The organism is Craterilacuibacter sp. RT1T, from assembly GCF_023502145.1.
In the GTDB taxonomy this organism is placed as follows: Bacteria; Pseudomonadota; Gammaproteobacteria; order Burkholderiales; family Chromobacteriaceae; genus Craterilacuibacter.
Map to the genome: position 1 here is coordinate 93,364 of NZ_JAMFLI010000003.1, position 26,028 is coordinate 119,391.

General features: G+C 58.3%; 23 protein-coding genes, 1 tRNA gene and 2 riboswitches. Of the genes, 11 read left to right on the top strand and 13 right to left on the bottom strand.

The features are described 5' to 3' along the window. Nucleotides 1-46: 46 nt before the first annotated feature. Together M3P88_RS06770 and M3P88_RS06775 are read right to left on the bottom strand one after the other, a co-directional pair. Nucleotides 47-820 (bottom strand): hydroxypyruvate isomerase family protein, encoded by a 774-nt coding sequence (locus tag M3P88_RS06770; protein ID WP_249615281.1) that lies wholly within the window; start codon nt 818-820, stop codon nt 47-49. Further along, nucleotides 814-1,686 carry an NAD(P)-dependent oxidoreductase gene (locus M3P88_RS06775; protein WP_249615282.1) on the bottom strand — a complete coding sequence of 291 codons (873 nt, stop codon included), beginning with the start codon at nt 1,684-1,686 and terminating at the stop codon, nt 814-816. The genes M3P88_RS06770 and M3P88_RS06775 overlap by 7 nt, the downstream gene beginning before the upstream one ends. 132 nt (nt 1,687-1,818) lie before the next feature. Between M3P88_RS06775 and M3P88_RS06780 the strand changes: the two genes are divergently transcribed. Both M3P88_RS06780 and M3P88_RS06785 read left to right on the top strand, forming a co-directional pair. Beyond that, nucleotides 1,819-2,652, top strand: coding sequence for an AcrVA2 family anti-CRISPR protein (locus M3P88_RS06780; protein WP_249615283.1), 834 nt, complete (start codon nt 1,819-1,821; stop codon nt 2,650-2,652). Between the two features lie 77 nt (nt 2,653-2,729). Next, nucleotides 2,730-5,519: a DNA translocase FtsK gene (locus M3P88_RS06785; protein ID WP_283773143.1), complete on the top strand. Its 2,790-nt coding sequence runs from the start codon at nt 2,730-2,732 to the stop codon at nt 5,517-5,519. Nucleotides 5,520-5,559: 40 nt separating this feature from the next. On the opposite strand, the gene M3P88_RS15920 is transcribed toward M3P88_RS06785, so the two are convergent. The 3 genes from M3P88_RS15920 to M3P88_RS06795 all read right to left on the bottom strand — a co-directional run bounded on the left by M3P88_RS15920 (nt 5,560) and on the right by M3P88_RS06795 (nt 6,655). Next, nucleotides 5,560-5,685, bottom strand: a complete 126-nt coding sequence (locus M3P88_RS15920; RefSeq protein ID WP_283773144.1) for a hypothetical protein — start codon at nt 5,683-5,685, stop codon at nt 5,560-5,562. Between the two features lie 129 nt (nt 5,686-5,814). Then, nucleotides 5,815-5,955, bottom strand: a complete 141-nt coding sequence (locus tag M3P88_RS06790; RefSeq protein ID WP_249615284.1) for a hypothetical protein — start codon at nt 5,953-5,955, stop codon at nt 5,815-5,817. A gap of 91 nt (nt 5,956-6,046) precedes the next feature. Next, a complete protein-coding gene (locus M3P88_RS06795; protein WP_249615285.1) occupies nt 6,047-6,655 on the bottom strand; it encodes a trimeric intracellular cation channel family protein in 609 nt (202 codons plus the stop codon). Nucleotides 6,656-6,752: 97 nt separating this feature from the next. Continuing rightward, nucleotides 6,753-6,844, bottom strand: a riboswitch (glycine riboswitch). A 2-nt stretch (nt 6,845-6,846) separates the two neighbouring features. After that, nucleotides 6,847-6,932: riboswitch (glycine riboswitch) on the bottom strand. Between the two features lie 241 nt (nt 6,933-7,173). Between M3P88_RS06795 and M3P88_RS06800 the strand changes: the two genes are divergently transcribed. Next, nucleotides 7,174-7,551: a transposase gene (locus tag M3P88_RS06800; RefSeq protein ID WP_349629045.1), complete on the top strand. Its 378-nt coding sequence runs from the start codon at nt 7,174-7,176 to the stop codon at nt 7,549-7,551. Between the two features lie 382 nt (nt 7,552-7,933). Here the strand turns inward: M3P88_RS06800 and M3P88_RS06805 are convergent. The 8 genes from M3P88_RS06805 to M3P88_RS06840 form a co-directional block, all read right to left on the bottom strand. Next, a tRNA-Ser gene (locus M3P88_RS06805) sits at nt 7,934-8,021 on the bottom strand. Between the two features lie 70 nt (nt 8,022-8,091). Beyond that, nucleotides 8,092-9,753, bottom strand: coding sequence for a DNA repair protein RecN (gene recN, locus M3P88_RS06810; RefSeq protein WP_249615287.1), 1,662 nt, complete (start codon nt 9,751-9,753; stop codon nt 8,092-8,094). An 18-nt stretch (nt 9,754-9,771) separates the two neighbouring features. Further along, nucleotides 9,772-10,647 carry an NAD kinase gene (locus M3P88_RS06815; RefSeq protein ID WP_249615288.1) on the bottom strand — a complete coding sequence of 292 codons (876 nt, stop codon included), beginning with the start codon at nt 10,645-10,647 and terminating at the stop codon, nt 9,772-9,774. 40 nt (nt 10,648-10,687) lie between these two features. Then, entirely contained in the window at nt 10,688-11,323 is a 636-nt protein-coding gene (locus M3P88_RS06820; RefSeq protein ID WP_249615289.1) for a response regulator transcription factor, read from the bottom strand. After that, a complete protein-coding gene (locus M3P88_RS06825; RefSeq protein ID WP_249615290.1) occupies nt 11,289-13,574 on the bottom strand; it encodes an ATP-binding protein in 2,286 nt (761 codons plus the stop codon). Before M3P88_RS06825 ends, M3P88_RS06820 begins: the two co-directional genes overlap by 35 nt. Nucleotides 13,575-13,696: 122 nt before the next feature. Beyond that, the gene (gene msrA / locus M3P88_RS06830) at nt 13,697-14,230 is read right to left on the bottom strand and encodes a peptide-methionine (S)-S-oxide reductase MsrA (RefSeq protein ID WP_249615291.1); all 534 of its coding nucleotides are present in this window, start codon (nt 14,228-14,230) and stop codon (nt 13,697-13,699) included. 36 nt (nt 14,231-14,266) lie between these two features. After that, nucleotides 14,267-14,488 carry a DUF1653 domain-containing protein gene (locus M3P88_RS06835; protein WP_249615292.1) on the bottom strand — a complete coding sequence of 74 codons (222 nt, stop codon included), beginning with the start codon at nt 14,486-14,488 and terminating at the stop codon, nt 14,267-14,269. A 5-nt stretch (nt 14,489-14,493) separates the two neighbouring features. Then, on the bottom strand, nt 14,494-15,531 hold the full coding sequence (locus M3P88_RS06840; RefSeq protein WP_249615293.1) for an HD-GYP domain-containing protein: 1,038 nt from the start codon (nt 15,529-15,531) through the stop codon (nt 14,494-14,496). 150 nt (nt 15,532-15,681) lie between these two features. On the opposite strand from M3P88_RS06840, the gene M3P88_RS06845 reads away from it, so the two are divergent. The 8 genes from M3P88_RS06845 to M3P88_RS06880 all read left to right on the top strand — a co-directional run bounded on the left by M3P88_RS06845 (nt 15,682) and on the right by M3P88_RS06880 (nt 26,025). After that, a complete protein-coding gene (locus M3P88_RS06845; protein ID WP_249615294.1) occupies nt 15,682-16,641 on the top strand; it encodes a tRNA dihydrouridine synthase in 960 nt (319 codons plus the stop codon). A gap of 305 nt (nt 16,642-16,946) precedes the next feature. Further along, on the top strand, nt 16,947-18,404 hold the full coding sequence (locus tag M3P88_RS06850; protein ID WP_249615295.1) for an aminoacyl-histidine dipeptidase: 1,458 nt from the start codon (nt 16,947-16,949) through the stop codon (nt 18,402-18,404). Nucleotides 18,405-18,681: 277 nt separating this feature from the next. Beyond that, nucleotides 18,682-19,890 carry an aspartate aminotransferase family protein gene (locus M3P88_RS06855; protein ID WP_249615296.1) on the top strand — a complete coding sequence of 403 codons (1,209 nt, stop codon included), beginning with the start codon at nt 18,682-18,684 and terminating at the stop codon, nt 19,888-19,890. Nucleotides 19,891-20,010: 120 nt separating this feature from the next. After that, nucleotides 20,011-21,036: an arginine N-succinyltransferase gene (locus M3P88_RS06860; protein WP_249615297.1), complete on the top strand. Its 1,026-nt coding sequence runs from the start codon at nt 20,011-20,013 to the stop codon at nt 21,034-21,036. An 11-nt stretch (nt 21,037-21,047) separates the two neighbouring features. Next, nucleotides 21,048-22,085, top strand: coding sequence for an arginine N-succinyltransferase (gene astA / locus M3P88_RS06865; protein WP_249615298.1), 1,038 nt, complete (start codon nt 21,048-21,050; stop codon nt 22,083-22,085). Continuing rightward, nucleotides 22,082-23,545, top strand: coding sequence for a succinylglutamate-semialdehyde dehydrogenase (gene astD / locus M3P88_RS06870; protein ID WP_249615299.1), 1,464 nt, complete (start codon nt 22,082-22,084; stop codon nt 23,543-23,545). The genes astA and astD overlap by 4 nt, the downstream gene beginning before the upstream one ends. Before the next feature lie 445 nt (nt 23,546-23,990). Then, nucleotides 23,991-24,920, top strand: coding sequence for a branched-chain amino acid ABC transporter permease (locus tag M3P88_RS06875; RefSeq protein WP_124734495.1), 930 nt, complete (start codon nt 23,991-23,993; stop codon nt 24,918-24,920). A gap of 16 nt (nt 24,921-24,936) precedes the next feature. Then, complete coding sequence (locus tag M3P88_RS06880) at nt 24,937-26,025, top strand: ABC transporter permease subunit (RefSeq protein WP_160796585.1); 1,089 nt, start codon at nt 24,937-24,939, stop codon at nt 26,023-26,025. The last annotated feature ends 3 nt before the right edge of the window (nt 26,026-26,028 follow it).

The window sequence follows — 26,028 nt, forward strand, 5'->3', positions numbered from 1 at the left end:
GTGCGTTTATTCTGAACGGGAATACATTAGTATATATTGATACCTATCAAATATTTGATAAAAAGTTCTTCCAAGTGAAGCTGTCTTCCTGCGCGCGGTACTCTGCACCGCACCAGAAGGGATAGGGCAGCTTTTGCAATAGGGGAAACAGCACATCAAAGGGTAGCTTGCCGCTACCCGGTGCACCGCGCCCGGGAACGTCGGCAAACTGGATGTGACCGATGCGCGGCCACAAGGCCGTCAGCTCGTCGGCCAGTTCGGCACCCATGCGCGCCATATGATAGAGGTCGTATTGCAGCCACAGATTGGCGTGATCCACCCGCGACTGCATCTTGAGCATGGCGTCGCTGCTGTCTATCAGAAAGCCGGGCATGTCGAAGCGGTTAATTGCTTCGAAGGTGCAGCGTACGCCGATATCCGCCAGGCGGCTGGCGGCCAGCTTAAGGTTGCCCGCCAGCGTGTGAAGCGCGGCCTCTGGCGCGATGCCTGCGCCCAGTCGTCCCGGCAGTATATTGACCGCCTCGACGTTCAGTGCTTGAGCCCAGTCGCAAGCCTGCTGCAGTGCGCGGGCAAATTCGGCCTCGCGCCCCGGCACACCGGCAAGGCCTGCACCGCCTTGCATCAGGTCGCCAGCCGGCGCATTAATCAGCACACAGTGCAAGTGATGCCGAGCCAGCAGTTGCTGCCATAGCATCTGTTGCTCGTCATAGGGAAATTGCACCTCTACCGCGTCAAAGCCTGCTTGCGCCACGCGTGCCAGCCGTTCGGCTAGCGGGTACTCATTAAGCAGCATGGAGACATTGGCCGAAAGCTTCAGCATGATGTCGCGCCATAACTATGGATGAGTGAAGACAGGTCAGCATCGGCAAAGCCGCTGGCGGCATGGCGTGCCATTAATTCCCGCGCGCGCTGCGCCAGCGGCAAGGCCGCCTCGCACGCTTCGGCCTGTGCCAAGGCATTGTCCAGATCCTTAAGCAGGGTCGAGACTTTCCATTGCACCGGCTCGAAGCAGCCTTCGGCCATGCGTGGCGCCAGAATCTGTAAAGGAAGCGAGTCGGCAAAGCCGCCGGCCAGCGCCGGTGCCAGTGCGCGGGCATCCACACCGCTGCGTGTGGCCAGATGGACGGCTTCGGCAATCAGCAAGGCATTGCTGGCGACAATTAACTGGTTGCACAACTTGCTGGTCTGGCCGGCGCCGACCTCGCCCATATGGGTCAGCTTTTGCGCCAGCGGCAAAGTCAGCGGGCGCAGCCGTGCCACATCCTGTTCGCGCCCTCCCGCCATAATGATCAGCCGTCCCTGCTCGGCGCCTTGTGTGCCCCCGGACACCGGGGCATCGACCCAGTGCATGCCGTTTGTCTGGTGCAGGCGGCGCGCCATTTCGCGGGTCAGCTTGGGCGAGATGCTGGAAAAGTCGACCAGCAAGGGGGTGTGGCCGTCCGCACTGGCGATGCCTTGCTCACCGAACACGATGTCTTGCATGGCCGCGCCATTCGCTACGCAGCACATGATCATGTCGGCACGGCATGCCGCCGCCGGTGTCGCTACCCACTGAGCGTGTGCGGGCAGAACGAGCTCGGGGCGCGGTGTGCGGTTCCATAGCAAGAGTTGGTGACCCGCCGCAGCCAAGCGGCGGCTCATGCGTGAACCCATCAGGCCGAGGCCGAGAAATGCAATGGTCGCCATAAGAAGGCCTGTGATGCGGTAGTTGATGCGGGTTATGTTAATCAGGATGGCTGCCAATGTCATTACTTGGCGGATGGCTTCTGTTGTGGCGCTGCTTTCGCTAGAATGCGCTCTTTTTTCGGAGGTCGAGCCATGGCTATGCAATACGCCGTCCAGCGTTATGCCGCAACCCGCCCATGGGCCAAGCGCGCGGGACAAATCTTCAGCCAGGCGCTGAAAATGGAACAGGCCAGCGAAGAGCTGGCCGAAGTGGCCCGCCGCGAACTGGATCGTGCTGCCCAGGTTTTTCCGGTGCCGGATGCAGCGCGCCAGAGCGAAGCCATGTTGGCCTTGGCGTATGGCTGCTTTGTGCGTGAGGGGCGCGTGATTGTCCATTTCGAACCGGCGCTGACCACTGCGCTGGCGCATACCCGCTTGCCATCCAATTTGCCGGACACCTTGGCTTTGCCGGCCCGCGCCTGTTTTGTACACGTCGAAGGGCTGGGCGGTGCCTGCCTGTATCACGACGAAGCCGATGCCGCGCTGGATCTGGTGCTGATGGGCGACACCCTGGGGCTGGATACCACCTCATGGCTGCTTGAGGCCGAGGCCATTGCATCGCTGCGCATCAGTTACCCGGGTGAGCTGGCTGAGCAAATCGCGGCCGTGGATGAGGCTTGGCAGCCTTTGCTGGCGGCGGTTATCAATGGCCTGGCGCTGATGACGCAACCGCGCGCCAGTTTGGTACGCGCCTGGGAAAGTGCCGCACCGCTAGCAATGGTGGCACAGGCGAATGATGAAACCAGTCATAAAGCCAGACAAAAGGCGCGCAGCACGCTGCTGAAAGAAGGGTTTTCCGAAGTGTCGTATTGCCGCGTAGCGGATTTGCCTGCGCTGGACGCGCCGCAAACCCAAGGCTACTGGCGGCGTCAGGCTTTTGGAGAAGGCAAGGCGCATTCGCGTCTGGTCTGGGTGTTGCCGCGCTAAGGCATGGCGGCTGACGTAAAGGCCGTTGCTCGCGTACAATCATTTCTCCTGTATTGATTCTTTCCCGGGTTTTGTTGATGCTGTTGGCCTTTATTGCGGTGGTGGTGCTAGGCGGTGCGGCGGGTGCCTTCTGGCTGGTGAAAAGTGGACGCCTGCGCCTGGCCTGGTTGCAGGCGCTGAAGCTGCGTGTGTTCGGTTTTATCTATGCGTCAGATACGCGTGATCAGCCCGATGACTGGAGCCCGAGGCAGACGCTGCCGCATCAGGCTTCCACACCACGGGTCGAGCCCGAGGTCGCGCCCGCCGAGGCCTTGCCTGCGTACGCTGACGAACCCGCTTCGCTGAATGCCAAGCCCGTGATGCCGCAAGCGGTGCAGGTCGCACAGTCCGGCAGCCAGCGCGACTTGCCGGCGGCAGAAATCATTACCACCTTGCCACGCCATTTGCGCAAGAAGCCTGAGCCGGTGCAAGCCAAGCCCCGGCGTAGCGATATACCGGTGATCGGCCTGCAGGACGTGCAGCAGAATATGGCCGAGAGTGCGCGTCGCCAGCGTCTGGCCGCCCGAAACGAGCGCCGCCTTGTCCCTGACGAGACGCTGCCGCTGATTGATCCTGTCAGCGTGCGTGAAAATATCAAGGAGTTGCATCCGCCACGCGCCAGTGTGAAAAAGTCACCTTTGCCCTTGGTCGATGTGGTGCGCCCGGCTAAAGCCGCAGCACCCGTAGCGCAGCCTGCCTTCAAGTTAAGCGGCCAGGTGCTGGATGCGCCGTTCCGTCCGGCGGCTGAAGTGGTGTCACGGCGGCCTGTTGCTCCAGTCGCTCCGGTGCCTGTTTCTCCTGTGCGTACGCGCGTGGAGGCGGTGCTCGCGGATGAAACACCGCAGGTGCCGGCGGCGGTGGCGGATGCTTCGCTGTTTGCGCCCGCTTTGCTTGTCGATCCGCTCCCCGGGATGGTGCCGGCAGATACAGTCGAGCAGTTTGAAGCAGCTTCGCCGGTGCCAGAAGTCGTGGCCGTGCCGCTAGCGCCTCAAGCTACGGCGCCTGCTGCACCGCTGACACCCGCAGCCATGACCCCGTCTGCGCCTGCTGGCGAGCTTAAACAAGTGGATACAGCTATCGCGCCTGTTTTTGTTGTGCCTCCTTCTGCTCCTGTGTCTGTTACCCCTGTACCTGCTGTGCAACACGCCGATGTGGTCTGGCATCTGATCGAAGATGCGCCAGAGACAGAGCCCGCTCCGGTGCCTGCGCCTGCTGCGCTGGTGTGGCAGGTGCTGGATGAGCCGCCGCCGGTCAGTTCTGCTGCTGTAACGGTCGAAGAGCGTGTCGTGCCTGCGCCTGCAGCACCTGTCCAGAACACGGCGGTGCGCGTGCCTAGCTACCTTGCGATTCCTTTGCCGTCGCTGGGCTTGCTGCGTCCAGCCGAAGAAAAGAGCACGGTATGTAATGAAGAAATGCTGCTGGAGCGCGGCATCGTGATCGAGGAGCGTCTGGCCGAATTCAAGGTCAAGGTTTCGGTGGTCGATGCGTATGCCGGCCCGGTGATTACCCGTTATGAAGTCGAGCCGGCAGTCGGGGTGCGCGGCAATCAGGTGGTCAACCTGATGAAGGATTTGTCGCGTGCTTTAGGGCTGGCCTCCATTCGTGTGGTGGAAACCATACCCGGCAAGACCTGCATGGGGCTGGAGTTGCCCAACCCGACGCGGCAAATGATACGGTTGTCCGAGATTCTCTCGGCCGATGTGTTTCAGGATTCGCGCTCCAAGCTGACCTTGTGTCTGGGGCAGGATATTACCGGTGCGCCGGTGGTGATGGATCTGGCCAAGGCACCGCACTTGCTGGTCGCCGGCACCACCGGCTCGGGCAAGTCGGTCGGCGTGAATGCCATGATTGCTTCTGTTTTGTATAAAGCGACGCCGGACGAGGTGCGCTTTATCATGATCGACCCCAAGATGCTGGAGTTGTCGGTTTACAACGATATTCCGCACCTGCTGGCACCGGTGGTGACCGATATGAAACTGGCGGCCAATGCGCTGAACTGGTGTGTTGGCGAAATGGATAAGCGCTATCGCCTGATGAGTGCATTGGGGGTGCGTAACCTTGCCGGTTACAACCAGAAAGTGCGCGAGGCTGAGGCGCGTGGCCAGCGCCTGACCAATCCGTTTACCGTGACGCCGGACGATCCCGAGCCGCTGGAACACCTGCCCTTTATCGTGGTGGTGGTGGACGAATTTGCCGACTTGATGATGGTGGCTGGCAAAAAAATTGAAGAGCTGATCGCGCGTCTGGCGCAAAAGGCGCGTGCAGCCGGCATACACCTGATCCTGGCCACCCAGCGTCCATCGGTGGATGTGATTACCGGCCTGATCAAAGCCAATATCCCGACCCGCATTGCGTTTCAGGTGTCGAGTAAGATAGACAGCCGCACCATTCTCGACCAGATGGGCGCCGAGAGCCTGCTGGGGCAGGGCGATATGCTGTTCCTGCCACCGGGCACCGGTTATCCGCAGCGGGTGCATGGCGCTTTTGTCACCGACGACGAAGTGCATGCGGTGGTCGAGCATCTTAAGCAGTATGGCGAGCCGGACTATATCGACGGTATTTTGACCGGTGAAGCGGTAGCGGATGACGAGTCGCAGACGGCAGGTGCCTCGGCGCAGCGGGTCAGTGAAACTGACCCGCTATACGACGAGGCTGTCGAGATTGTCTTGCGTACGCGCAAGGCGTCGATCTCGTCGGTGCAACGCCAGTTGCGTATAGGCTACAACCGGGCGGCGCGCCTGATTGAAGAGATGGAAGCATCCGGTATCGTGAGTGCCATGGAAAACAATGGCAACCGCACGGTACTGGTGCCGCAGCGGGAGTTTTAAACGTTAATAAAGAAGCCGGCGGATGCCGGCTTCTTTACTTTTAGGTATGGCGTCCGATGCGGTGACGCACCGGTAACGGACTGATGCGGGGTGGCGAGGACTTGGCTTTGCCCTGACGGGTAAACAACAGGCCGGGCAGAGGGCTGCTTGGCGGCGGGTTTTTCATCGCTGAACTCCTGTAGGCACTGCGAAGCAGAGACTTCGCCTTTTTGTTTTGGCACATGCAGGCAGTCAGGGCAAGGCAGGTACAAAAAACGCGACACAAGGTCGCGTTAATTGGTTGTGCTGATCGCGCTTAGCGCAGCGGCCGGCGGCGGGTTTGTTCGCGCTCGCGGATACGTATCGGGATCAGTTTGGCTGCCGGCTTGCGTGGCAGGGTGAAAAAAAGCACCAAGGCGATGGCCAGTGCCAGGAAAAATGGAGTCAACATGTCCATGTGGAAGTCCCCTCTATTGGCCTCAGGGCAGTTGCCCTGACTATTCAAGTGTGGGTGCACAGTGTGAGCGCTGCAAGGGCTTCGATGGAATTTATTTAGCTTCCCAGGAAAATACCGGCAGGCTCAAGTGCCAGCGCAGCGCCAGCATGCGTAGCGTCACGCCCACTATAAAGCCGGTCGTCATGATTACGTTTTCAGGAATACCCAGCTTACTCATCAATAGATAAGCCAGCGCCACAATAAACGACACGCTGGCGTACAACTCCTGCCTAAAGACGACCGGTACGCGGTTGCACAACACGTCACGGATCACGCCGCCGGCGATGCCGGTAATCATGCCGGCCATGATGATGACCGGTTCCGCATACTTCATTTCCAGTGCCACGCTACAGCCTATCAGGGTGAAGGCGACCAGCCCCAGTGCATCTAGAAACAGAAAAACCGGCGACAGGCGGTGGATGGTGCGCGCCAGCGGAATGGCCGCCATACCGGCGAACAGCACCAGATAGATGTATTCGGGGTGTTGCGTCCAGCCTATGGGGAAGCGGCCCAGCACGATATCGCGCACGGTGCCGCCACCTAGCGCGGTCAAAAAGGCAATGACGGCGACACCAAAAATATCCATATTGCGCCGGCCTGCCGCCAGGGCGCCGGTCATGGCCTCGGCCGTAATGGCAATCAGGTAAATAATGGTCAGCATCTGTGTGCTCCGGCAAAGCGGGCAGCGTGGTTGGGTAGAGTATGAAACATGGTGTAAAGGACTCGTGTACGGTTGCACCACCTCGTGAGGTAGCGTGCCTCTCCCCTTGTTCTTTTACCTGAGAGTTTACGGCCTGATGCCGCGTGCCCCTTCGGTGGGCTGTTGCCAGCCTCTCTCCAATCGGCGAATCGTGTGACACCGCAGTCTTTTTGCCTGAGCGATCATGGGAGTTTGCGCCTTCGGCGGGCCGGCTAGGCCTCTCTCCTGCGGGGGAGGGATTTTCGGTGATTCGGCCTGTGGCGTCAATGTATGTAGTGGTTCCGTATTTACGGACACACGATAGATTGTTTTGCTGCCATCCAGTTCTGTTTCACCATCAAGTGCCTATTTGGCCTGGCCAGGCGTGACGACAAGCGACAGGCATGATCGCTTGACTGGAGCGCTCCCGACTTCAGCATGCTTTATCTTCGCCAGAAAGACCTGCAGGTGCGTATTCCGCTACAGAAGAAACAGGGAGCCTGCATCTCTTGGTCGACAGCACCGGCATCAAGATGATGGGTGAAGGTGAGTGGAGGGTGAAAAAGCATGGCGCGGACTATCGCTGCCAATGGCGCAAGCTGCATCTAGGCGTTGATGCACAAAAGCTAGCAATTCGCGCCATGGAGGTTGCCGAAAATCGTACCGGTGACGGCACGATGTTGCTGGAACTGCTGTCGCAAATTCCGCAAACCGAAGCGCTGGCGACGGTGGCAGCAGGTGGGGCGTACGACTGGGGCGTACGACACACGTTTATGTCACGCAGTGATGCCACAGTGCGGGGACGCAGCCATCATTTCACCGCGTCGAAACGGCAGATTCTGCAAAGGAAGTTCACTGGGCAATCAGACTCGGAATGAGTCGCTACGCTCAGTGAGGCATCTGGGGTGCGCCCTCTGGAAAAGGGGCGTGGCTATCATCCCGCCGCTTGGTCGAAGCGAAGATGCACGGTTTCAAGCTGCTGGTAGACCGCGTTAAGTCGTGGGGCCTTGACCGTCAGGTGGCGGAGCTTCAAATCTGTGCAGCGATTCTGAATCGCGTTACAGCGCTGGGCACGCCGCAAACGGTTCGTATGAGATAAGTTCGCCTGAGGATTGGGGTGGCTTGGTCATTTGCTGATTTGTGCAACAAGACCATAAGGTCGGGAGGGGGGCTGGGGGCTTCCCAAGCGGTGTTTTTTGTATGGGTAGAACGTGGGTAGATAAACAAAACGCCCCGAAGGGCGCATGTTTACTATGTCTATGGCGGAGGCTGTGAGATTCGAACTCACGGACGGTTTCCCGTCGGCAGTTTTCAAGACTGCTGGTTTAAACCACTCACCCAAACCTCCTAAAGCGTGCTCGATGCATTGCTGATCGAGTTGCGCATAATAACGGATTATTTGGCCGCGTGCTAGTACCTCATGCGTTGGCCGCCAGCATTTCTGCGGCGTGCTGGCGCGTGGTTTCGGTGATTTCCTCACCCCCCAGCATGCGGGCAAGTTCGCTGACCCGCTGGCTGTCGTCAAGTGGGATGATGCGGCTGACGGTGCGGCCCGCAACTTCTTCCTTGGCGACTTGCCAGTGCGCATCCCCACAGGAGGCGACCTGCGGCAGGTGGGTGATGGCTAATACCTGATAATGGCTACCCAATTCTTTCAGTAGTTTGCCGACCACCTCGGCCACGCGTCCGCCGATGCCAACGTCGACTTCATCGAAAATCAGCGTGGGTACTGCGGCTACCTGGCTGATTACAACCTGCATGGACAGGCTGATGCGTGACAGTTCGCCGCCGGAGGCGACTTTGGCCAGCGGCCTGAGTGTGCTGCCGGCGTTGGCGGCCACCAGGTATTCGATGGATTCCAGCCCGTGAGCACTCGGTTCGGCCAGTGCGGATAGTTCAATGGCAAAGCGGGCGCCGCCCATGGCCAGGCGCTGCATTTCTCCTGCGATGCGGGTGGACAACTCGCCGGCTGCCTGACGGCGCTTGGCGGAGAGGGCTTCGGCTTGGGTGCGATAGCGTGCCAGCGCGCTGGCTTCGGCGAGAGTCAGCGTCTCCTGATCGGTGCTGGCCTCCAGTGCGGCCAGCTGGCGCTGCCAGTCGGCCAGTTTTTCCGCCAGATCCTGCGGCTGGCTGCGGTATTTGCGCGCCACGCTGATCAGGGTGTCGATGCGGCTTTCGATGCGCGCCAGCTCGGCCGGGTCTTCGTCCAGATCCGAGGCATAGTCGCGCAGGCTGTAGACCACTTCCCGCAGCTCGGCATCGACCGAATCCAGCAAGGCCAGTGTTTCGGCCAGGCGCGGGTCGACACCGGCTAGCTTGGAGAGGCGGCTTTGTACTTGGCTCAGGATGGACAGGCAGTTGCCGTCGATCTCGGATAGGGCATCTACTGCGTGCTGGGCGCTTTGCGCCAGTTCGACTGCATTGGCCAGACGCGAGTGCTGCTGGTTAAGCGGGTGCCACTCGTCAGCTTGCAGGTTCAGTTCGCTTAATTCGCCGATCTGCCACGTCAGGCGCTCGCGTTCGACTTCCGATTCGCGGCTCATGCGCTCGGCTTCTTCGCGGGCGCGACGTGCGCCTTGCCAGTCTTGCCATGCTGCCTGCACGTCGCGTGCCAGCGAGACCGAGCCGGCATAGGCATCAAGCAGGCCGCGCTGCATATCGGGGCGCACCAGCGATTGGTGTGCATGCTGGCCGTGAATATCGACCAGATAATCTCCGATTTCCCTGAGCTGGGCGAGGGTGGCAATCTGGCCGTTGATAAAGCTTTTGGAGCGGCCGTTTTTATCCAGGCTGCGCCGTAGCTGCAACTCGCCCTCGTCGCCGGCCAGATCATTGTTGCTCAGCCAGGCGCCCAGTTCAGGCAGGCGCGAAATGTCGAAGACGGCCGATAATTCGGCCCGGTCGGCACCGCTACGCACTTGTGCGCCTTCGGCCCGGTCGCCCAGCAGCAGACCCAGCGCATCGAGAATAATGGATTTGCCGGCGCCGGTTTCGCCGGTGAGCACGGTAAAGCCGCGGTCGAATTCCAGCGTTAAGGCGTCGACAATGACAAAGTCGCGGACGGAGAGCGATAGCAGCATGTTGTCTTCTGTATTGGGTTAGAGCAGGCGTTCGCCCCAGTGCAGCTTGTGGCGCAGCATGTCGTAGTAGTTGTATCCGGCCGGATGCAGAATGCGCAGTGGGTTGCGGTAGCGGCGCACAATGACGCGGTCCATCTCCATCAGGTCGCAGTGCGACTGGCCATCGAAATGCGCACGGGCATCCAGGCCGCGGGTCAGCATGAACTCGACTTCGCAGCTGTCGGAGACGGCAATCGGGCGGTTGCTCATCGATTGCGGGCAGATGGGCACCAGTGCGATGGCTTGCAGCGTCGGGTGCAGGATAGGCCCGCCCGAGGCCAGTGAGTAGGCGGTCGAGCCGGTGGGGGTGCTGATGATCAGACCGTCCGAGCGCTGGCTGTAGACGAACTGGTTATCGATAAAGACTTCGAACTCTATCATCGAGCCCAGACCGCCACGGCTGATCACAATATCGTTCAGCGCCAGCGCACTGACCACTTCGGCGTCTTCGCGCAGAACCGAGGCAGTCAGCAAAATGCGGTCTTCGGGAATAAAGTCGCCGGCGAGGATGGCATCGACGGCTCCCAGCATTTCATGCAAGGGAATGTCGGCCATAAAACCCAGCCGTCCCTGGTTGATGCCGACCAGGGGTACGCGGTAGGGGGCGAGCAGGCGTGCGACCGCCAGCATGGTGCCGTCGCCGCCCAGCACAATAGCAATATCGGCCAGCTTGCCGATATCGTTGCGTGCCACGATCTGATGGGGGCCAGCCTCGTCAGCATTGGCGCTGTCACTGTCTATCAAGACCCCTATGCCTTGGGCGGACAGATGGTCAGCCAGTAGGCGCAGCGAGGTGACAATTTGCGGTTTGCTGTGACGGGCGAACAGCCCGACCTTCTTGAATAGGCAAGTCATGTCCGAATCTTACCGTGTTGTGGCTGATCTGCCAAAACGCTTATGGAATAGTTTGTGCGCGCGAAGCCTCCAGCGCGCATAAATAAAAGCGGATCAGCTCGGCCAGTGTGCTGACGCCCAGCTTGGAAAACAGGCTGGATCTATGCGTTTCTACCGTGCGTGGCGAGACATCAAGCAGCTTGCCTATCTCTTTGCTGGACAGTCCTTCCGCCACCATGTCGAGTACTGCGCGCTCGCGTTCGCTGATGCGGGCGAGGCGATTGGCTACCTCCTGTGTGGCGGCTTTCTTTTCCTGTCTTTGTATGCTTTGGCGGATGGCGCGGCGTACGCTGTCCATGAGCTGGCGTTTGTCTATCGGCTTGCTGATAAAGTCGATGGCGCCGCGGCGGAAGGCGCGGGCACATTGCTCGACATCGCCGTGGCCGGTAATAAAGATCAGCGGTAGCTGGCTATCCAGTTGCTTGAGTTTTTCCTGCAAGGCCAGACCGGACAGATGGGGCATGCGAATGTCGAGTATCAGGCAGCCGATGTCGTTCTTGGCGGGGGCTTGTAAAAAAGCCAGGGCGTCTGCGTAAGTTTCGACATCACTGCCATGGCTCTCCAGCAATAGCGCCAGTGAGTCGCGGATGGCCGGGTCGTCATCAACCAGGTAGATCGTAGGCGTGATATTGCTCATGTGCGGCTTTTCTTTGCGGTTCGGCATGGGGGGTGACGGGGAGTTCGAAGCAAAAGAGCGCGCCCCCATCGGGATGGTTGCTGGCATATATATTGCCATCGAACGATTCGATCAGCGATTGGCTGATCGTGAGCCCCAAGCCTATGCCATGATGTTTGAGGCTGAAAAATGGGGTAAAAATATTGGGCAGCTCTTCGGCGGGAATGCCCGGGCCATTGTCTTGTACCTGCACACAGATGCGTTCGTTCAATACATGGCTACGAATGCTTAACTGGCCCTGTGTGGCCGGCATGGCTTCGATGGCGTTGCGCACTAGGTTGAATAGTACTTGCTCAAGCTGAATGCTGTCGGCGAGAACGTGCGGCAGAGCAGGCTCCAGATGCGTGCTTAAACGGATGTGCTTGCTGGCAAGCTCGCCGGATGCCAGTAGCAATGTATTGCGTATCACCTGATTGATGTCGACCGAGGAGAGGTCGGTGCGCTGGCGGGTCGCCAGATTGCGCAGGCCGCGTATGATGTGGCCGGCTCTTTGTGCTTGCTGCACACTGCCTTGCAATGCGCGCTGCAGTAAGGCCAGATCGGGCTCTTCATCTTCCAACAGAGTCAGCGCAGCCTCGTTGTAGCTGGCGATTGCTGATAGTGGCTGGTTGATTTCATGGGCCATGCCGGATGCCATTTCGCCGATATTGGTGATGCGCGCGGCCTTTGCATACTCGTTGGCATGTTGCTTGAGCCGCTCTTCGCGGTGCAGGATGGATGCGGAGAGCCGTGCGCGCAAGGGCGCCATGTCGCGAATTGCCAGTACGACGCCCAGTTTTTCACCCTGCGGGCCTGTCAGGGGCGATAAAGTGCCTTCAATATACAGGTGCTGGTTGTTGTTGCCGATCAGATGGCAGTGCTGGGGCAGGTTGATGTCCTGTTGCAGTTCCAGGCACAGCTCGACCGGGTCAAGCATCGCTTCGGTTTCAAGCTCGTAATGCAGTTGCAGTGCATGAGACAGTGGGTGGTGGCGTACTTCCTCCAGTGTTGTGTGGGTGAGGGCGGCTGCCTTGGGGTTCATGTATTTGATGATCTGGTGCTGGTCGACCACGATGACTGCATCGTTGATGGCTTGCAAAGTCACGATAGCCTGTTCCCGCTCCTGGCTCAGGTCGCGTGACATTTCATCGTGAAGATGCTGTTTGCGCCGCTGGGTGGCGGCCACAAGGAGCAGCAGATAGCACAGCAGCGCTGAGATGGCCGGTAACAGCAGGAAAGTCGTGGCGTTGAGATTGCCCGGCCTGAGAGTCTCGCTGACCTCCAGTTCATAGGGAAAATAGGCGTGATTGATGCGCAAGCGGGTGTGAAACTGTGGCAAGAGCCAGTTGCTTAGGCTGCTGTTAGCAAGCGGATTTTGGTTGCTGTCGATATCGTCACGCCTATCGTGACTGCCTATCCGGTGCAGGCGGATATTGAGGTGGCTGGTGTTTTGTAGCTGCTCGTGCCGCAGCAACTGGTCTGCCGTAATGGTGAGCAGGACAATGCCGGTAACTTCTTGTTTGTTTTTCGCCGCGTAAACAGCCTGAATATAGGCCAGGCCCATGTGGCCATTACTTAGCGTGAATGGCGGTGAAACTTCTATTTTTCTGCTCTGGATGGCTTGACGGATGGTGGCGCCGAGCAGGGGTGAGTTCAACAGATCCAGACCGAGCATATAGCGCGCCATATAGTTGTCGTAAGGCTCGGCCATGGTCAAGGGAAGATATGCTTCGCGAGCGGGGGCTTTGCTCCAGTATGGCCATTGCCGCCAGTAGTCGGGGTGGCCGGGGGCCGGGTTTGCCGGGTTGTTGAAGTCCCGTATGGTGACGGTTTTGTCGTAATGCAGGCTTTGGGTCGCTTCATAGCGACTGCGCTGTCCGAATTTTATGATGGGTTGGTAGCCCATCATGTAAACAAAAGGGTAATGCGCCTGCATGTAACTGGCGTAGCGTGATATGGCCGTTCGGCCAAAGTCGCTGCGCGAGCGTGCCCCTTCTTCCAGATTGAAAATCATGCTTTCACTGGCTTTAAGCCGTTCCTCCATCGTCTGTTTGAGATGGAGGGCGCTGGCTTGAAACCATTCATGATGGCGTTTGATGCCCAGACAAACGGCAATGCCCAGCAGCGCCAGCGTCAGCAAGAACCAGGCTGCGATATAGCTCAGGCGCAAACGCAGAGGCAGGGCGGCGATGAGTTGGTGTTGGGTTTTCAGTAAAGACAAGAGGCTGGGCATAAGTAAGGTGTGGAATCGTGTGTCTTTGCCTGAAGTCGGATAGAAAGGGCGGCGCGAAAGCAGTTTGGCGCGCACGACGATTAAAGCGGCTGCGCCGGCAGGGCGTAGCTTGGTATTCAGTTTTAATCCCGAGCCAATTTATCGGCGTATAAACGGAAAATTTTGGCCAGTTTGGGTTGGATAACGGCCTGACAATAAGGCGCGTCGCCATGTCGGGCGTAATAAGCGTGGTGTGCGGCCTCTGCCGGCCAGAATGCTTGCGCCGGTTCCACCAAGGTGACGATAGGGGTGCCGATATAGCATGTTTGCTGGGCGTAGCGCATGCGTTCGTGGGCAATTAAGGCTTGTTTTGCGTCCTGCGCGAAAATGGCGGAGCGGTATTGGCTGCCGATATCGTTGCCTTGACGGTTAAGCTGGGTCGGGTCGTGGCTGGCAAAAAAGATATCGAGCAAAACGGAAAAAGGCAGGATGTGTTCATCGAAATGAATGCGTACCGCTTCGGCGTGGCCAGTATGGCCGCTGCAAACCTGGGCATAGTCCGGCTTGGATGTATGTCCGCCGATATAGCCCGGTTCTACCTGCGTGACCCCTTTGAGGCAGCTAAATACGGCTTCGGTGCACCAGAAGCATCCACCTGCCAGAATGGCGATCGCCATAGTTTTTCCCTCGGTTTTTGATCGATGCATGTCGTGTTAACACAGCCGGGCGAAGCGCGGGATGCTGACTCCGTCAATGATGACATCTTCGAAAAACATGGTGTAGGGGCGTACCCATAGTCCGCCCTCGCCATACAGTGGCCGGTATAAAACCAGCCATTCCTCGGTTTCCGAGTGACATACGAGATCAATGACTTCGTAGTCCTGGCCTTTGTAGTGGCGGTAACGGCCGGGCGTGAGTTCGGGTTTGACAGTCATCAGGCTTAACTCCAGAAACGGGCGAGTAAGTGTATATGCCGCGCGCTGATTTGTGGCACCGTGGGGCGTTTGATCCGGTATGGCGTGCTGTCGGTTTGAATCCGCTGTTTGGGCTGTGCAGGCAGGGCTACGCGCGGCGCTTGCAGATTATCGGTGCGCTCGACCACGATGGCAATCGTGCCGTTGTCCAGTTCGACAAACTCGCCGGGCGGAAAGATACCCAAAGTTCGTATCAGCAAGGTGATCAGGTTTGGGTCGATTTGCTGATTTTGATTCTGGTACAGCATGGACAGTGCCTGTTGCGCCGGCATCGGGTTGCGGTAGCTTCTGGGCATGAGCTTGGAGCAGGTGATGTCGACGATGTGCATCAGGTGCGCATATTCGGCAATATCCGCCTGCTGCAGACGGAAAGGATAGCCGCTGCCATTCCATTGTTCGTGATGCATCAGTACCGTTTCATGCCAGAGTGGGTCGGTAATGCCCATCTCCCGTATCAAGGCGGAACTCAGTAACGGATGGAGTTTGATCAGCTGCTGTTGTGCTGTGGTGGGTGGGGCCGCCTGTCGTGCCATTTGATCCTGTGTCGATGCGATGCCGATATTCATGGTGAGCGCCGCGCAGGCTAAAGACTGGCGCGTGTTCGCGTCCAGCGCTTGTGCTTTGCCTAATAAATGAATCAGGGTGGCCGCATTAATGGCATGGCGCGGGGTGTAATGCTCATAAGGCGACAGCAGGATGCTGGCGATGCAGGCATCGGCTTGCTGGTCTATCAACTGTTCCAGTTCGCTGGCGATGGCGTGCAGCTCTACATTAGGGGCAGCGCAATCAAGTGGCGTGTAAAGCAGTGGCAGCAAGCGCCCTTCCAGCCGGGATAGTACGGCAAAAGCCGAGTCGGCTTGACCGTAATCTCTCTGATGAGATACCGGCAGGACGAGTGCGGCGTATTCGTCGCGCTGCCGGGGGCTGAGTCGGAAAATGTTTTCACCATCTTCGCATAGGCGATTGCGGGCAAAGAGCGAGTCCGGCAGTGTCAGGGCTGGCATCTGGAAAATAAGTGGTTAAATTGGGGTGATTATATCGTGAGGCTGGTGTGCCCGTATTGGGCATAGCGCGTTCATGCGGCTAAACCTGCCTTGAAGCGCGGACTTTTGTTGCATCCTTCGTTAGAATCGCGGCTTTTATCAGGGGGTGCCATGGCTATTGTACTGGCTCCGATGGAAGGCATCGTGGACGAGGTGATGCGCGATGTCCTGACGGGCATCGGCGGCATCGACTTATGCGTGTCCGAGTTTATCCGTGTCACCGATACGCTGCTTCCGCTTAAAACCTTCCAGCGCCATGCGCCTGAGCTTTTTCAGGGGGGCGCTACGCGCTTCGGTGTACCTTTGCGCGTGCAGTTATTGGGCTCTGAGCCGCAGGCGCTGGCACATAATGCGCTGCGTCTGGTCGAGTATGGCGCCAAGGTCATTGACCTGAATTTTGGCTGCCCGGCGCCGACGGTCAATCGCCATGGCGGCGGCGCGGCCTTATTGAAGCAGCCGGCACTGATGCATGAAATTGCCAGTGTGGTGCGGACGGCCTTGCCTTCGTCTGTTGCGCTGACCGCCAAGATGCGCCTGGGCTTTGAGGACACCTCGCTGACGCTGGCCTGTGCCGAGGCTTTGGTCAACGGCGGTGTGAGCGAGTTGACGGTCCATGCCCGTACCAAGGTGGAAGGTTATCGGCCGCCTGCACACTGGGAGTGGCTGGCGCGCATTCGCGAACATGTGTCGGTGCCGGTGGTGGCCAATGGCGAGGTCTGGACGCTGGATGATTATCTGGCGATACGCGAAGTTAGTGGCTGCGACACGGTGATGATAGGTCGCGGCTTATTGGCCGCCCCGGATCTGGCGCGACGCATCGCGCATTACCATGCAACGGGTGAAAAATGCCCGCCCGCCTCTTGGGCTCAGGCGATGGTTTGGGTGCTGGATTTTTATGCCCAGTGCCGCGCCAGAGGGGAAGGTACGCCTTACCCCGTCAGCCGCATCAAACAGTGGCTGCCACAAATGAAGCGCAGCTATCCCGAAGCAGAAGCCTTGTTTGCCGCTATTCGCAAGCTGACCCAAGCGGCAGATATTCAGGCTGTTTTGGATGTCGAAGCAGGTCGCTGACTCAGTATTTCTACGGATAGATATTGATTTGTCGGTAGATTATTATAGCGACGCATTCAGATTCTTCCGGTTTGGATGGATTGGTGTCCTCAGCACCGGTCGTTGCACCTCCCAATAGCAAATGGCCCCCTTCATGTTTGAAGGGGGATTTTTTTGCCTTGCATTAAGCCAGACTCGCGTGCGCCCTTGCGTGCGGGAAGCAGCCATGGCGCAGCCGCCGATTACCGTGATAAAGTAAATACTTATTTACCAAGCCGGTGTGTCGCCTTCCACCGGTATCCAGTCAATCAGGAAGGAAATGCCGCGTGACCAAGATAGCAGAACTTGCGCCGACCGAAGTCTGGGAGCACTTCCAGACACTATGTGAAATCCCGCGTCCGTCCAAGCATGAAGAAGCTTTGCGCGACTATCTTAAAGGCTGGGCTGAGTTGCGCGGTCTGGCTGCCCTGCTTGATAGTGCCGGCAACCTGATTATCCGCAAGCCGGCCACGCCGGGTTTTGAAAACCGCCAGGGTGTGGTGCTGCAAAGCCATCTGGATATGGTGTGCCAGGCGAATGCCGATACCGTGCACGATTTTTTCAAAGATCCTATCCGTCCGGTACTGAAGGATGGCTGGCTGGTGGCCGAGAACACCACGCTGGGCGCGGATAACGGCATCGGTGTGGCGTTGGCGCTGGCCGTGCTGCAAAGCGACGATATTGCACACGGCCCAGTCGAAGCGCTGTTGACGGTCGATGAAGAGGCCGGCATGGGCGGTGCGCTGGGTTTGGAACCCGGTTTGTTGCAGGGCGAATTGCTGATCAATATCGACACCGAAGAGTGGGGTGATTTTTATCTGGGCTGTGCCGGTGGCGAGGATGTGAATGTCCGCGCAGATTATGCGGTTGAAGCCATGCCGGCGAATCATCGTGTATTGCGTCTGGGCATCAAGGGCTTGAAGGGTGGCCATTCTGGTTGCGACATCCATCTGGGGCGTGGCAATGCGATCAAGAGCCTGCTGCGCCTGATTAAAACGCTGGAGGCCGAGTTTGATTTGCGGCTGGTGTCGTTTGATGGCGGTACTGCTCGCAATGCCTTGGCGCGTGAAGCGACTGCCGTCGTGGCGCTGCCGGCGGACAAGCTGGCACCGCTGGCGCTGCGTCTGGCCGAGTTCGAGAGCCTGCTGCAGTTCGAGCTTTATGGCGTGGACGAGGGCGTACGCGTCACGCACGAGATGACTGAGGCCAGTAGCGTGATGGCGGTGGCCGATCAGGCGCGCCTGTTGTCGGCGCTGCATGCCGCTCCGCACGGGGTCAAGCGCATGAGCCAGCGCGTCAGCGGTGTCGTGGAAACTTCGAATAATCTGGGTGTGGTACAGATCAAAGAGGGTGCGCTGTTTGCCAACCTGATGGTGCGCTCCTTGCTCGAGTCGGGCACCCAGATGCTGGCAGATGAAATCGTCAGCCTGTTTAGCCTGGCAAAATGCGATATCCAGCGCGAAGGCAAGTATCCGGGTTGGGCACCTAATCCCGATTCGGCGCTGCTGGCGCTATTCCGTCAGGTGTATGCACGCGAGTTCGGTGGCGAAAGCGGCGTGAAGGTGATTCATGCCGGACTGGAGTGCGGCCTGATTGGCTCCAAGTATCCACAGATGGATATGGTGTCCTTCGGTCCCGATATTCAGGGTGCGCATGCGCCGGGTGAGCGGGTGAATGTCGAGTCTGTGGCCAAGGTTTGGGATTTGCTGAAGGCTGTTTTGCAGGCGGTGCCGGTCAAAAACTGATATAGCCTGATTCGTATCCATCTGATGCCCCGCTGCGCGGGGCATTTTGCATGCTGCACGCACACAGGCAGGGCTTTAGTGGCGGGTTGGTGGTAAATGCTTGTATTAGCCAAAGCTGTTATTTGGCCGTTTTTTGTGCGAAAAGGCTGTGGCTTTGATCTGGGTCAATTAAATCTGTAAACCTGCGTCGCATAGGTGAAGTGGGTATTTTGACAAGGCAATGTAGAATCGCTCAAAACCACTAAAACAACGCCACTACAGCAAGCAAGGAAAGCAGATGAAGAATACGGTCAGTCGCGCCACTTTTGATCAGGTGATGGTGCCTAATTACGGTCCTGCCGCGTTTATTCCGGTGCGGGGATCGGGCTCGCGGGTATGGGATCAGTCGGGGCGTGAATATGTAGACTTTGCCGGCGGGATTGCCGTCAATGCGCTGGGGCATTGCCATCCGGAGTTGGTGGCAACCTTGACTGAGCAGGCCGGCAAGCTGTGGCATGTTTCCAATGTGTTTACCAATGAGCCGGCGCTGGAACTGGCGAGCTTGCTGACCGAGCTGACTTTTGCCGAACGCGTATTCTTCTGTAACTCGGGTGCCGAGGCTAACGAGGCGGCTTTCAAACTGGCGCGCAAGTACGCAGCCGATCATTTCAGCTCCGACAAACACCAGATTCTGTCGTGCAAGAATTCCTTCCATGGCCGCACGCTGTTTACCGTCAGCGTCGGTGGTCAGCCCAAATACACCGAAGGCTTTGCGCCGGTGCCGGCCGGCATTGACCATTTCGAATTCAATAATATCGATTCGCTCAAGGCCGCGATCTCGGACAAGACCTGCGCGGTAGTTATCGAGCCGGTACAAGGCGAGGGCGGCGTATTGCCTGCTGATCCTGCTTTCCTTGCGGCCGCGCGCGAACTGTGTGACCAGCATGGTGCGCTGCTGATTTTTGACGAAGTACAGACCGGCGCCGGTCGTTCCGGTTCGCTGTATGCCTATATGGAATACGGTGTGACGCCGGACATTCTGTCCTCTGCCAAGTCGCTGGGCGGAGGTTTCCCGGTGGGCGCCATGCTGACCACGGAAAAAGTGGCACAAAGCTTTGGTATCGGCACGCACGGCTCGACCTATGGCGGCAATCCGCTGGCTTGTGCCGTGGCCAAAAAAGTCATCGAAATCGTCTCTTCGCCCGAAGTGTTGGCCGGTGTACGTGCTAAACATGCGCGCTTTGTTGCCGGCATCGAGGCGATCAATGCCAAGTATTCCGTCTTTAAGGAAGTGCGCGGCATGGGCTTGTTGCTCGGTTGCGTGTTGAACGATGCGTATGCCGGCCGTGCCAAGGATGTACTGAAAGCGGCAGAAGCCCAAGGCCTGATGTTGCTGGTGGCAGGCTTGAGCGTGGTGCGTTTGGCGCCGAGTCTGGTTATTGAGGACGCCGATATCGAAGAGGGCTTGCTGCGCTTCGAGGCCGCACTGGCGACACTCACCGCTTAAAGCGAATAAACGGGGTGTTGCCCACCCCGTTTTCTTCCCCTCACGACAGAATTTGATGCCCGTCGCCAGACAGGCAGGCCGGTGTACGTCTGTTGCACCGGATTTACCCGGGAGAAGTGGATGTTGATCGTACGCCCAGTCAGGATTTCCGACCTGCCCGCCATTGAACGCCTGGCTCTTGCCAGCGGCGTTGGTGTGACCAGCTTGCCTGCCAACCGGGAAAAGCTGTTTGAAAAACTGCAGCGTTCCATCGCCTCGTTCGAAAGCGAAACCATCGCCGATATCGACGCTGCTCATGATTACTACATGCTGGTGCTAGAGGAGGATGGCGTAGTCTTGGGGGCTGCCGCGATTGCGGGTGCTGCCGGTTTTGACGAGCCGTTTTATACCTACCGTAACGAAACCCTGGTGCATGCCTCGCGTGCGCTTAAAGTCAATAACCGCATTCATGCGCTGACTATGTGCCACGACCTGACCGGTATGGTGCAATTGTGTGGTTTCTTTTGCGAACACCCGACGCAGCCTTATGCCGCCCAGTTGTTGTCGCGGGCGCGTTTGATGTTTCTGGCTGGCCAGCGCCAGCATTTTGGCCGGCGCATTATTGCCGAAATGCTGGGCGTGCATGATGCCGCGGGCCAGTCGCCATTTTGGGATGCCATTGGCCGGCGCTTCTTTAATATGGATTTCCCGCAGGTTGAGCAGGCTTTTTCCGAGCATAGCAAGACCTTTGTGGCGGAATTGATGCCGCCTTATCCGATCTATGTGCCTTTGCTGCCGGATGCGGCACAGCATGCCATCGGCCAGGTGCACCCGGCTTTTGAGCAGCCTTGCCGCATTCTGACGCGCGAAGGGTTTGAGGCCGACCAGTATCTGGATATTTTCGATGGTGGTGCGGTGCTGACTGCCGAGATTGACCGTCTGTTTACCCTGAATAATAACGATTGCCTGCCGGTCGAGATCAGTGCCAGCTTGCCGGACAGTGCGCAGGACATGCTGCTATCCAATACGCTATGCAGCGAGTTCCGTAGTGCCGTGGGTAAAGTGGCGCGGGTCGATGGTGTGGCCTGGATCAATCCGGATGTTGCTCGCGCGCTGGATCTGGCCTGCGGTCAGAGCGTACGCATCAGCCCCTTGCAAGGCGAATAAGGAGAATTACCATGATGTTCATTCGCCCCATACGTTTTCAGGATCTGGATGGCCTGATGGAGCTGGCGCGTAGCGCCGGCGTTGGTCTGACTTCGCTGCCGGTGAACGAGGAGCGCCTGACCCGGCGCATTAGCCGTTCCATGCTGAGCTTTGCCGGTGATCTGGAACGTGCCGATCAAGGCTATGTTTTCGTGCTGGAAGACGGCAAGACCGGACGCATTGGCGGTATTTGCGCGCTGGAAGCCGCCGTCGGCCTGAAAGAGCCGTGGTACAACTATCGTGTCGGCACCATGGTGCATGCTTCGGAAGAGCTGGGGGTCTATACCCGGCACGATACCTTGTTCCTGTCGCATGACCACACCGGTTACAGCGAGCTATGCACCTTGTTCCTGCATCCGGACTATCGCGTCAACCGTAATGGCAGCCTGCTGTCCAAGAGCCGTTTCCTGTTTCTTGCCCAGTTTGCCCATTTGTTCGGCAAGATTACCGTCGCAGAAATGCGTGGCGTGTCCGATGCCGAAGGGCGCTCGCCATTCTGGGAGGCGTTGGGCCGACACTTCTTCTCTATTGATTTTGCCAAGGCCGACTATCTGACCGGTATCGGGCAGAAGGCTTTTGTTGCCGAGCTGATGCCCAAGCATCCGGTGTATATCGACTTTCTGACGCCGGAAGCACAGGCCGTGGTCGGCAAAACGCATGAAAACACCCGTCCGGCGGTGGCCATGCTGGAAGCCGAAGGTTTCCGCTACGAGGGTTATGTCGATATTTTCGATGCCGGCCCGACCGTGCAGGCTTACACCCAGGATATTCGTGCGGTGAAAGAGAGCCAGCTTTTGAGTGTGGTGCTGGCTGACCCGCTGCCCGAAGGCGAGCATCCGCATGTCTTGGTTGCCAATACCAGCCTTTCCGGCTTCCGCGTGGTGATGGGGCAGTTCCCGCAAGATGGGGGGGCGGTACTGTTGACGCCGCAGGCCGTGCAGGCGCTGGAAGTGAATGAGGGCGATTTCGTGCGCTGCGTTCCTGTTAATCCAACCGAGAAAATCGTATGAGCACCTTGTGTATTGCAGGCCAATGGCAAGCCGGCGCCGGCGACCATATGAGCAAGACCGATCCGGCCAGTGGCGAGATGTTGTGGCAGGGGCGTTCTGCCAGTGCAGATCAGGTGGATGCGGCCGTTGCTGCTGCGCGTGCGGCCTTTGTGCCATGGGCACGCCTGACGCTGGATGCGCGCCTGGCCGTGGTGCGTCGTTTTGGTGAGTGTCTGCTGGCCAAGCGTGAACAATTGGCCAGCGTGATTGCACGCGAAACCGGCAAGCCGCGTTGGGAGGCCTTGACCGAAGTCACCACCATGGCCAACAAAGTGGAGATTTCGGTTAAATCCTATCTGGAGCGCACCGGTGAGCGCTTTGCCGTGATGGGGGATGCGCAAGCCGTGCTGCGCCACAAGCCGCATGGCGTGGTGGCTGTGTTCGGCCCTTACAATTTTCCAGGTCACCTGCCCAATGGCCATATCGTGCCGGCGCTGATTGCCGGCAATAGTGTGGTGTTCAAGCCGTCCGAGCTGACGCCATGGACGGCTGAAGTCACCGTCCAGCTATGGCTGGAGGCGGGCTTGCCGGCAGGGGTGTTGAATCTGGTGCAGGGGGCGCGTGAAACGGGTATCGCGCTGGCCGGGCATGCCGGCATCGATGGCTTGTTCTTTACCGGTAGTTCGGCCACCGGCGGCGTGCTGCATCGCCAGTTTGCCGGTCACCCCGACAAGATTCTGGCGCTGGAGATGGGCGGCAATAATCCGCTGATCGTCACCGAAGTGGCCGAGCGCGATGCGGCTATCCATCATGTGATCCAGTCGGCCTTTATTTCTGCCGGTCAGCGTTGCACCTGTGCGCGGCGTTTGCTGGTGCCGATCGGGGCATGGGGCGACGCTTTTGTTTCCCGTCTGGTTGATGTCAGTCGCGATATCGTGGTCGGGCGCTGGGATGCCGAACCGCAGCCGTTTATGGGGGCGCTGGTGTCCAATGCGGCAGCCGATGCGCTGCTGCTAGCGCAGGACGCATTGCAGTCCATGGGCGGCAAAGTCTTGCTCGCCATGCGCCGTCTGGAAGAGGGCGCCGCCTTGCTGACACCGGGTATTATCGACGTCACGGCAGTCGGTACGCGGCCGGATGAAGAGTATTTCGGCCCCTTGCTGCAAATCATCCGCTATCGCGATTTTGATGAAGCCATTGCTGTCGCCAACGATACCCGTTTTGGTTTGGCCGGCGGGGTGCTGTCCGATGACAGGGCGAGCTACGAGCGTTACCTGCTGGAGAGTCGCGCCGGGGTGGTGAACTGGAACAAGCCGCTGACTGGCGCTTCCAGTGCTGCACCATTTGGGGGCGTTGGCGCATCGGGCAATCATAGGGCGAGTGCCTATTATGCGGCGGATTACTGTGCGTGGCCGGTCGCGTCGCTGGAGTGCGAGTCTTTGCTGTTACCGGCGCAGATCTCCCCAGGTTTGCATTTTTAGTCCTGATCGTTGATGGCACATTTTTTGCAAAAAGCCCGGTTCGTCCGGGCTTTTTGCAAGCTATGGCCTAGCATGGCGAGCGGCAGTTACTTAATAGGCATGGGTTTTGCACCAGTCTGTGATGAATGGCCGGGCAAATGCCGCAGATGTAAGGGAGGCTGGGGTGAAAATGCTACGGCTTTGCTGTATTGGACTAAGTTGGCACAGGGCGTAAGATAAAAACCCATTTATTTTCAATGGTTTGCATTTTATTTTCCCTGTTGAAAAAATAGCCTTTACGAGCATGTATTCTGCATTGACAGTCGATTGTAGACAAACGCATAATCCAGCCGTGTTTGACACATTTTGAACATAAAGTTGTGCTAGCGCACGATACGTGGGTGGAATATAAGAGGCTATAGCCCAATCCGCCGACTTGCAGCTCAATCAAAGGGGAGTCCTCATCGTGGACATTTTTCTGCAACAAATCCTTAACGGCCTGGTGCTGGGCAGTATTTATGCCTTGATCGCACTGGGTTACACCATGGTGTACGGCATCATGGGGCTGATCAACTTTGCGCACGGGGAAGTGGTGATGGTCGGCGGCATGGTCACGGTGACCGTGGTGTCCGCCCTCTTAGGCATGGGCATCAACTTGCCGGCACTGGCGTTGATCCTGATCGGGGTGATGGTGGCGATTCCGGCTTGCATGTTGCTGGGCTTTACCATCGAGCGCGTTGCTTACCGGCCTTTGCGCAATGCGCCGCGTCTGGCACCGCTGATTACCGCGATCGGTGTTTCCATCGTATTGCAGCAGCTGGCCATTCTGGTCTGGGGCCGCAATTACATCCCGTTTCCGCCCATTCTTGACCATGATGTGGTCGAGATCTTCGGCGCCAGCATTACCAAGCTGCAAGTGAGCATTGTGGTGCTGTGCTTTGTCATCATGACGGCGCTGCTGGTGGTGGTGGAAAAGACCAAACTGGGTCGCGCCATGCGCGCCACCAGCCAGAATCCGGCAGTCGCGGGCCTGATGGGGGTGAATGTGAATACCATCATCTCGACCACTTTCGTTATCGGTTCGGCTTTAGGCGCGATTGCCGGCCTGATGGTGGCCACCAACTATGAGCAAGTCCATTACTACATGGGCTTTATGATAGGTCTGAAGGCCTTTACCGCTGCGGTGCTGGGCGGGATCGGCAATCTGGGTGGTGCTGTCGCTGGCGGCATTTTGCTGGGCATTATCGAAAGTCTGGGTGCCGGCTATATCGGGGATCTGACCGGCGGCTTCCTGGGGTCGCACTATCAGGACATCTTTGCCTTTATGGTGCTGATTGCGGTGCTGATTTTCCGTCCGTCCGGTCTGATGGGCGAAAAAATGGCCGATCGCGCCTGATACAAGGGGAAGCATAATGACGGTTTCAGTTACAACAACGCCGCCGGCCAACGGCAAGAAAGTCCTGGGCTTTCTGGCTTCGGCCATCATTCTGGCCATCCTGCCTTTTGTTGTCGGTAATGCTTTCGGCAACTCGTGGGTACGTACGCTGGACTTTGCCCTGCTGTATGTGATGCTGGCACTGGGTCTGAATATCGTGGTGGGCTTTGCCGGGCTGCTGGACTTGGGCTTTATCGCGTTTTACGCGGTGGGGGCTTATACCTTTGCCTTGCTGGGTTCACCCCATTTCGGCATCCATCTGCCGTTCTATATCACGCTGCCTCTGGGCGCGCTGATTGCCGCCTGCTTTGGCTTGTTGCTGGGTACGCCGGTACTCAAGCTCAAGGGGGATTATCTGGCTATTGTCACGCTGGGTTTTGGCGAGATTATCCGGATCTTCCTGAACAATCTGAACGCGCCTTACAACCTGACCAACGGTCCGCAAGGGGTGAATCTGATTGATCCGGTGTCGGTCGGCGGTTTTTCGCTGGGCAAGACGCACGAGTTTTTCGGCATCTCCTTTAACAGCGTCTACATGTATTACTACTTCTTCCTGGCGCTGACCGTGCTGGTGGTCATCATGGCGTGGCGCTTGCAACACTCGCGCATCGGTCGCGCCTGGGTTGCCATGCGTGAGGACGATATTGCCGCCGCCGCCATGGGGATCAATATCCGCAATATCAAGTTGCTGGCTTTTGCCCTGGGCGCTTTGTCCGGTGGTGTGGCCGGTGGCCTGTTTGCCTCGTTCCAGGGCTTTATCTCGCCCGAGTCTTTCGGCTTGCTGGAGTCGATCATGATTCTGGCCATGGTCGTGCTGGGCGGCATGGGACATATTCCGGGGGTCATTCTGGGGGCGGTGGTATTGACCATCGCGCCGGAAATCCTGCGCGATGTCATCGGCCCGCTGCAAATGGCGACCTTCGGCAAGATGATTGTCGACCCGGAAAACGCCCGCATGCTGCTGTTCGGCTTGGCGTTGGTGGTGATGATGCTGGTGCGTCCGGAAGGGATGTGGCCATCCAAGCGGCGCAAGGCCGAGTTTGACGATGCGAAAAAGGGGCACTGATTT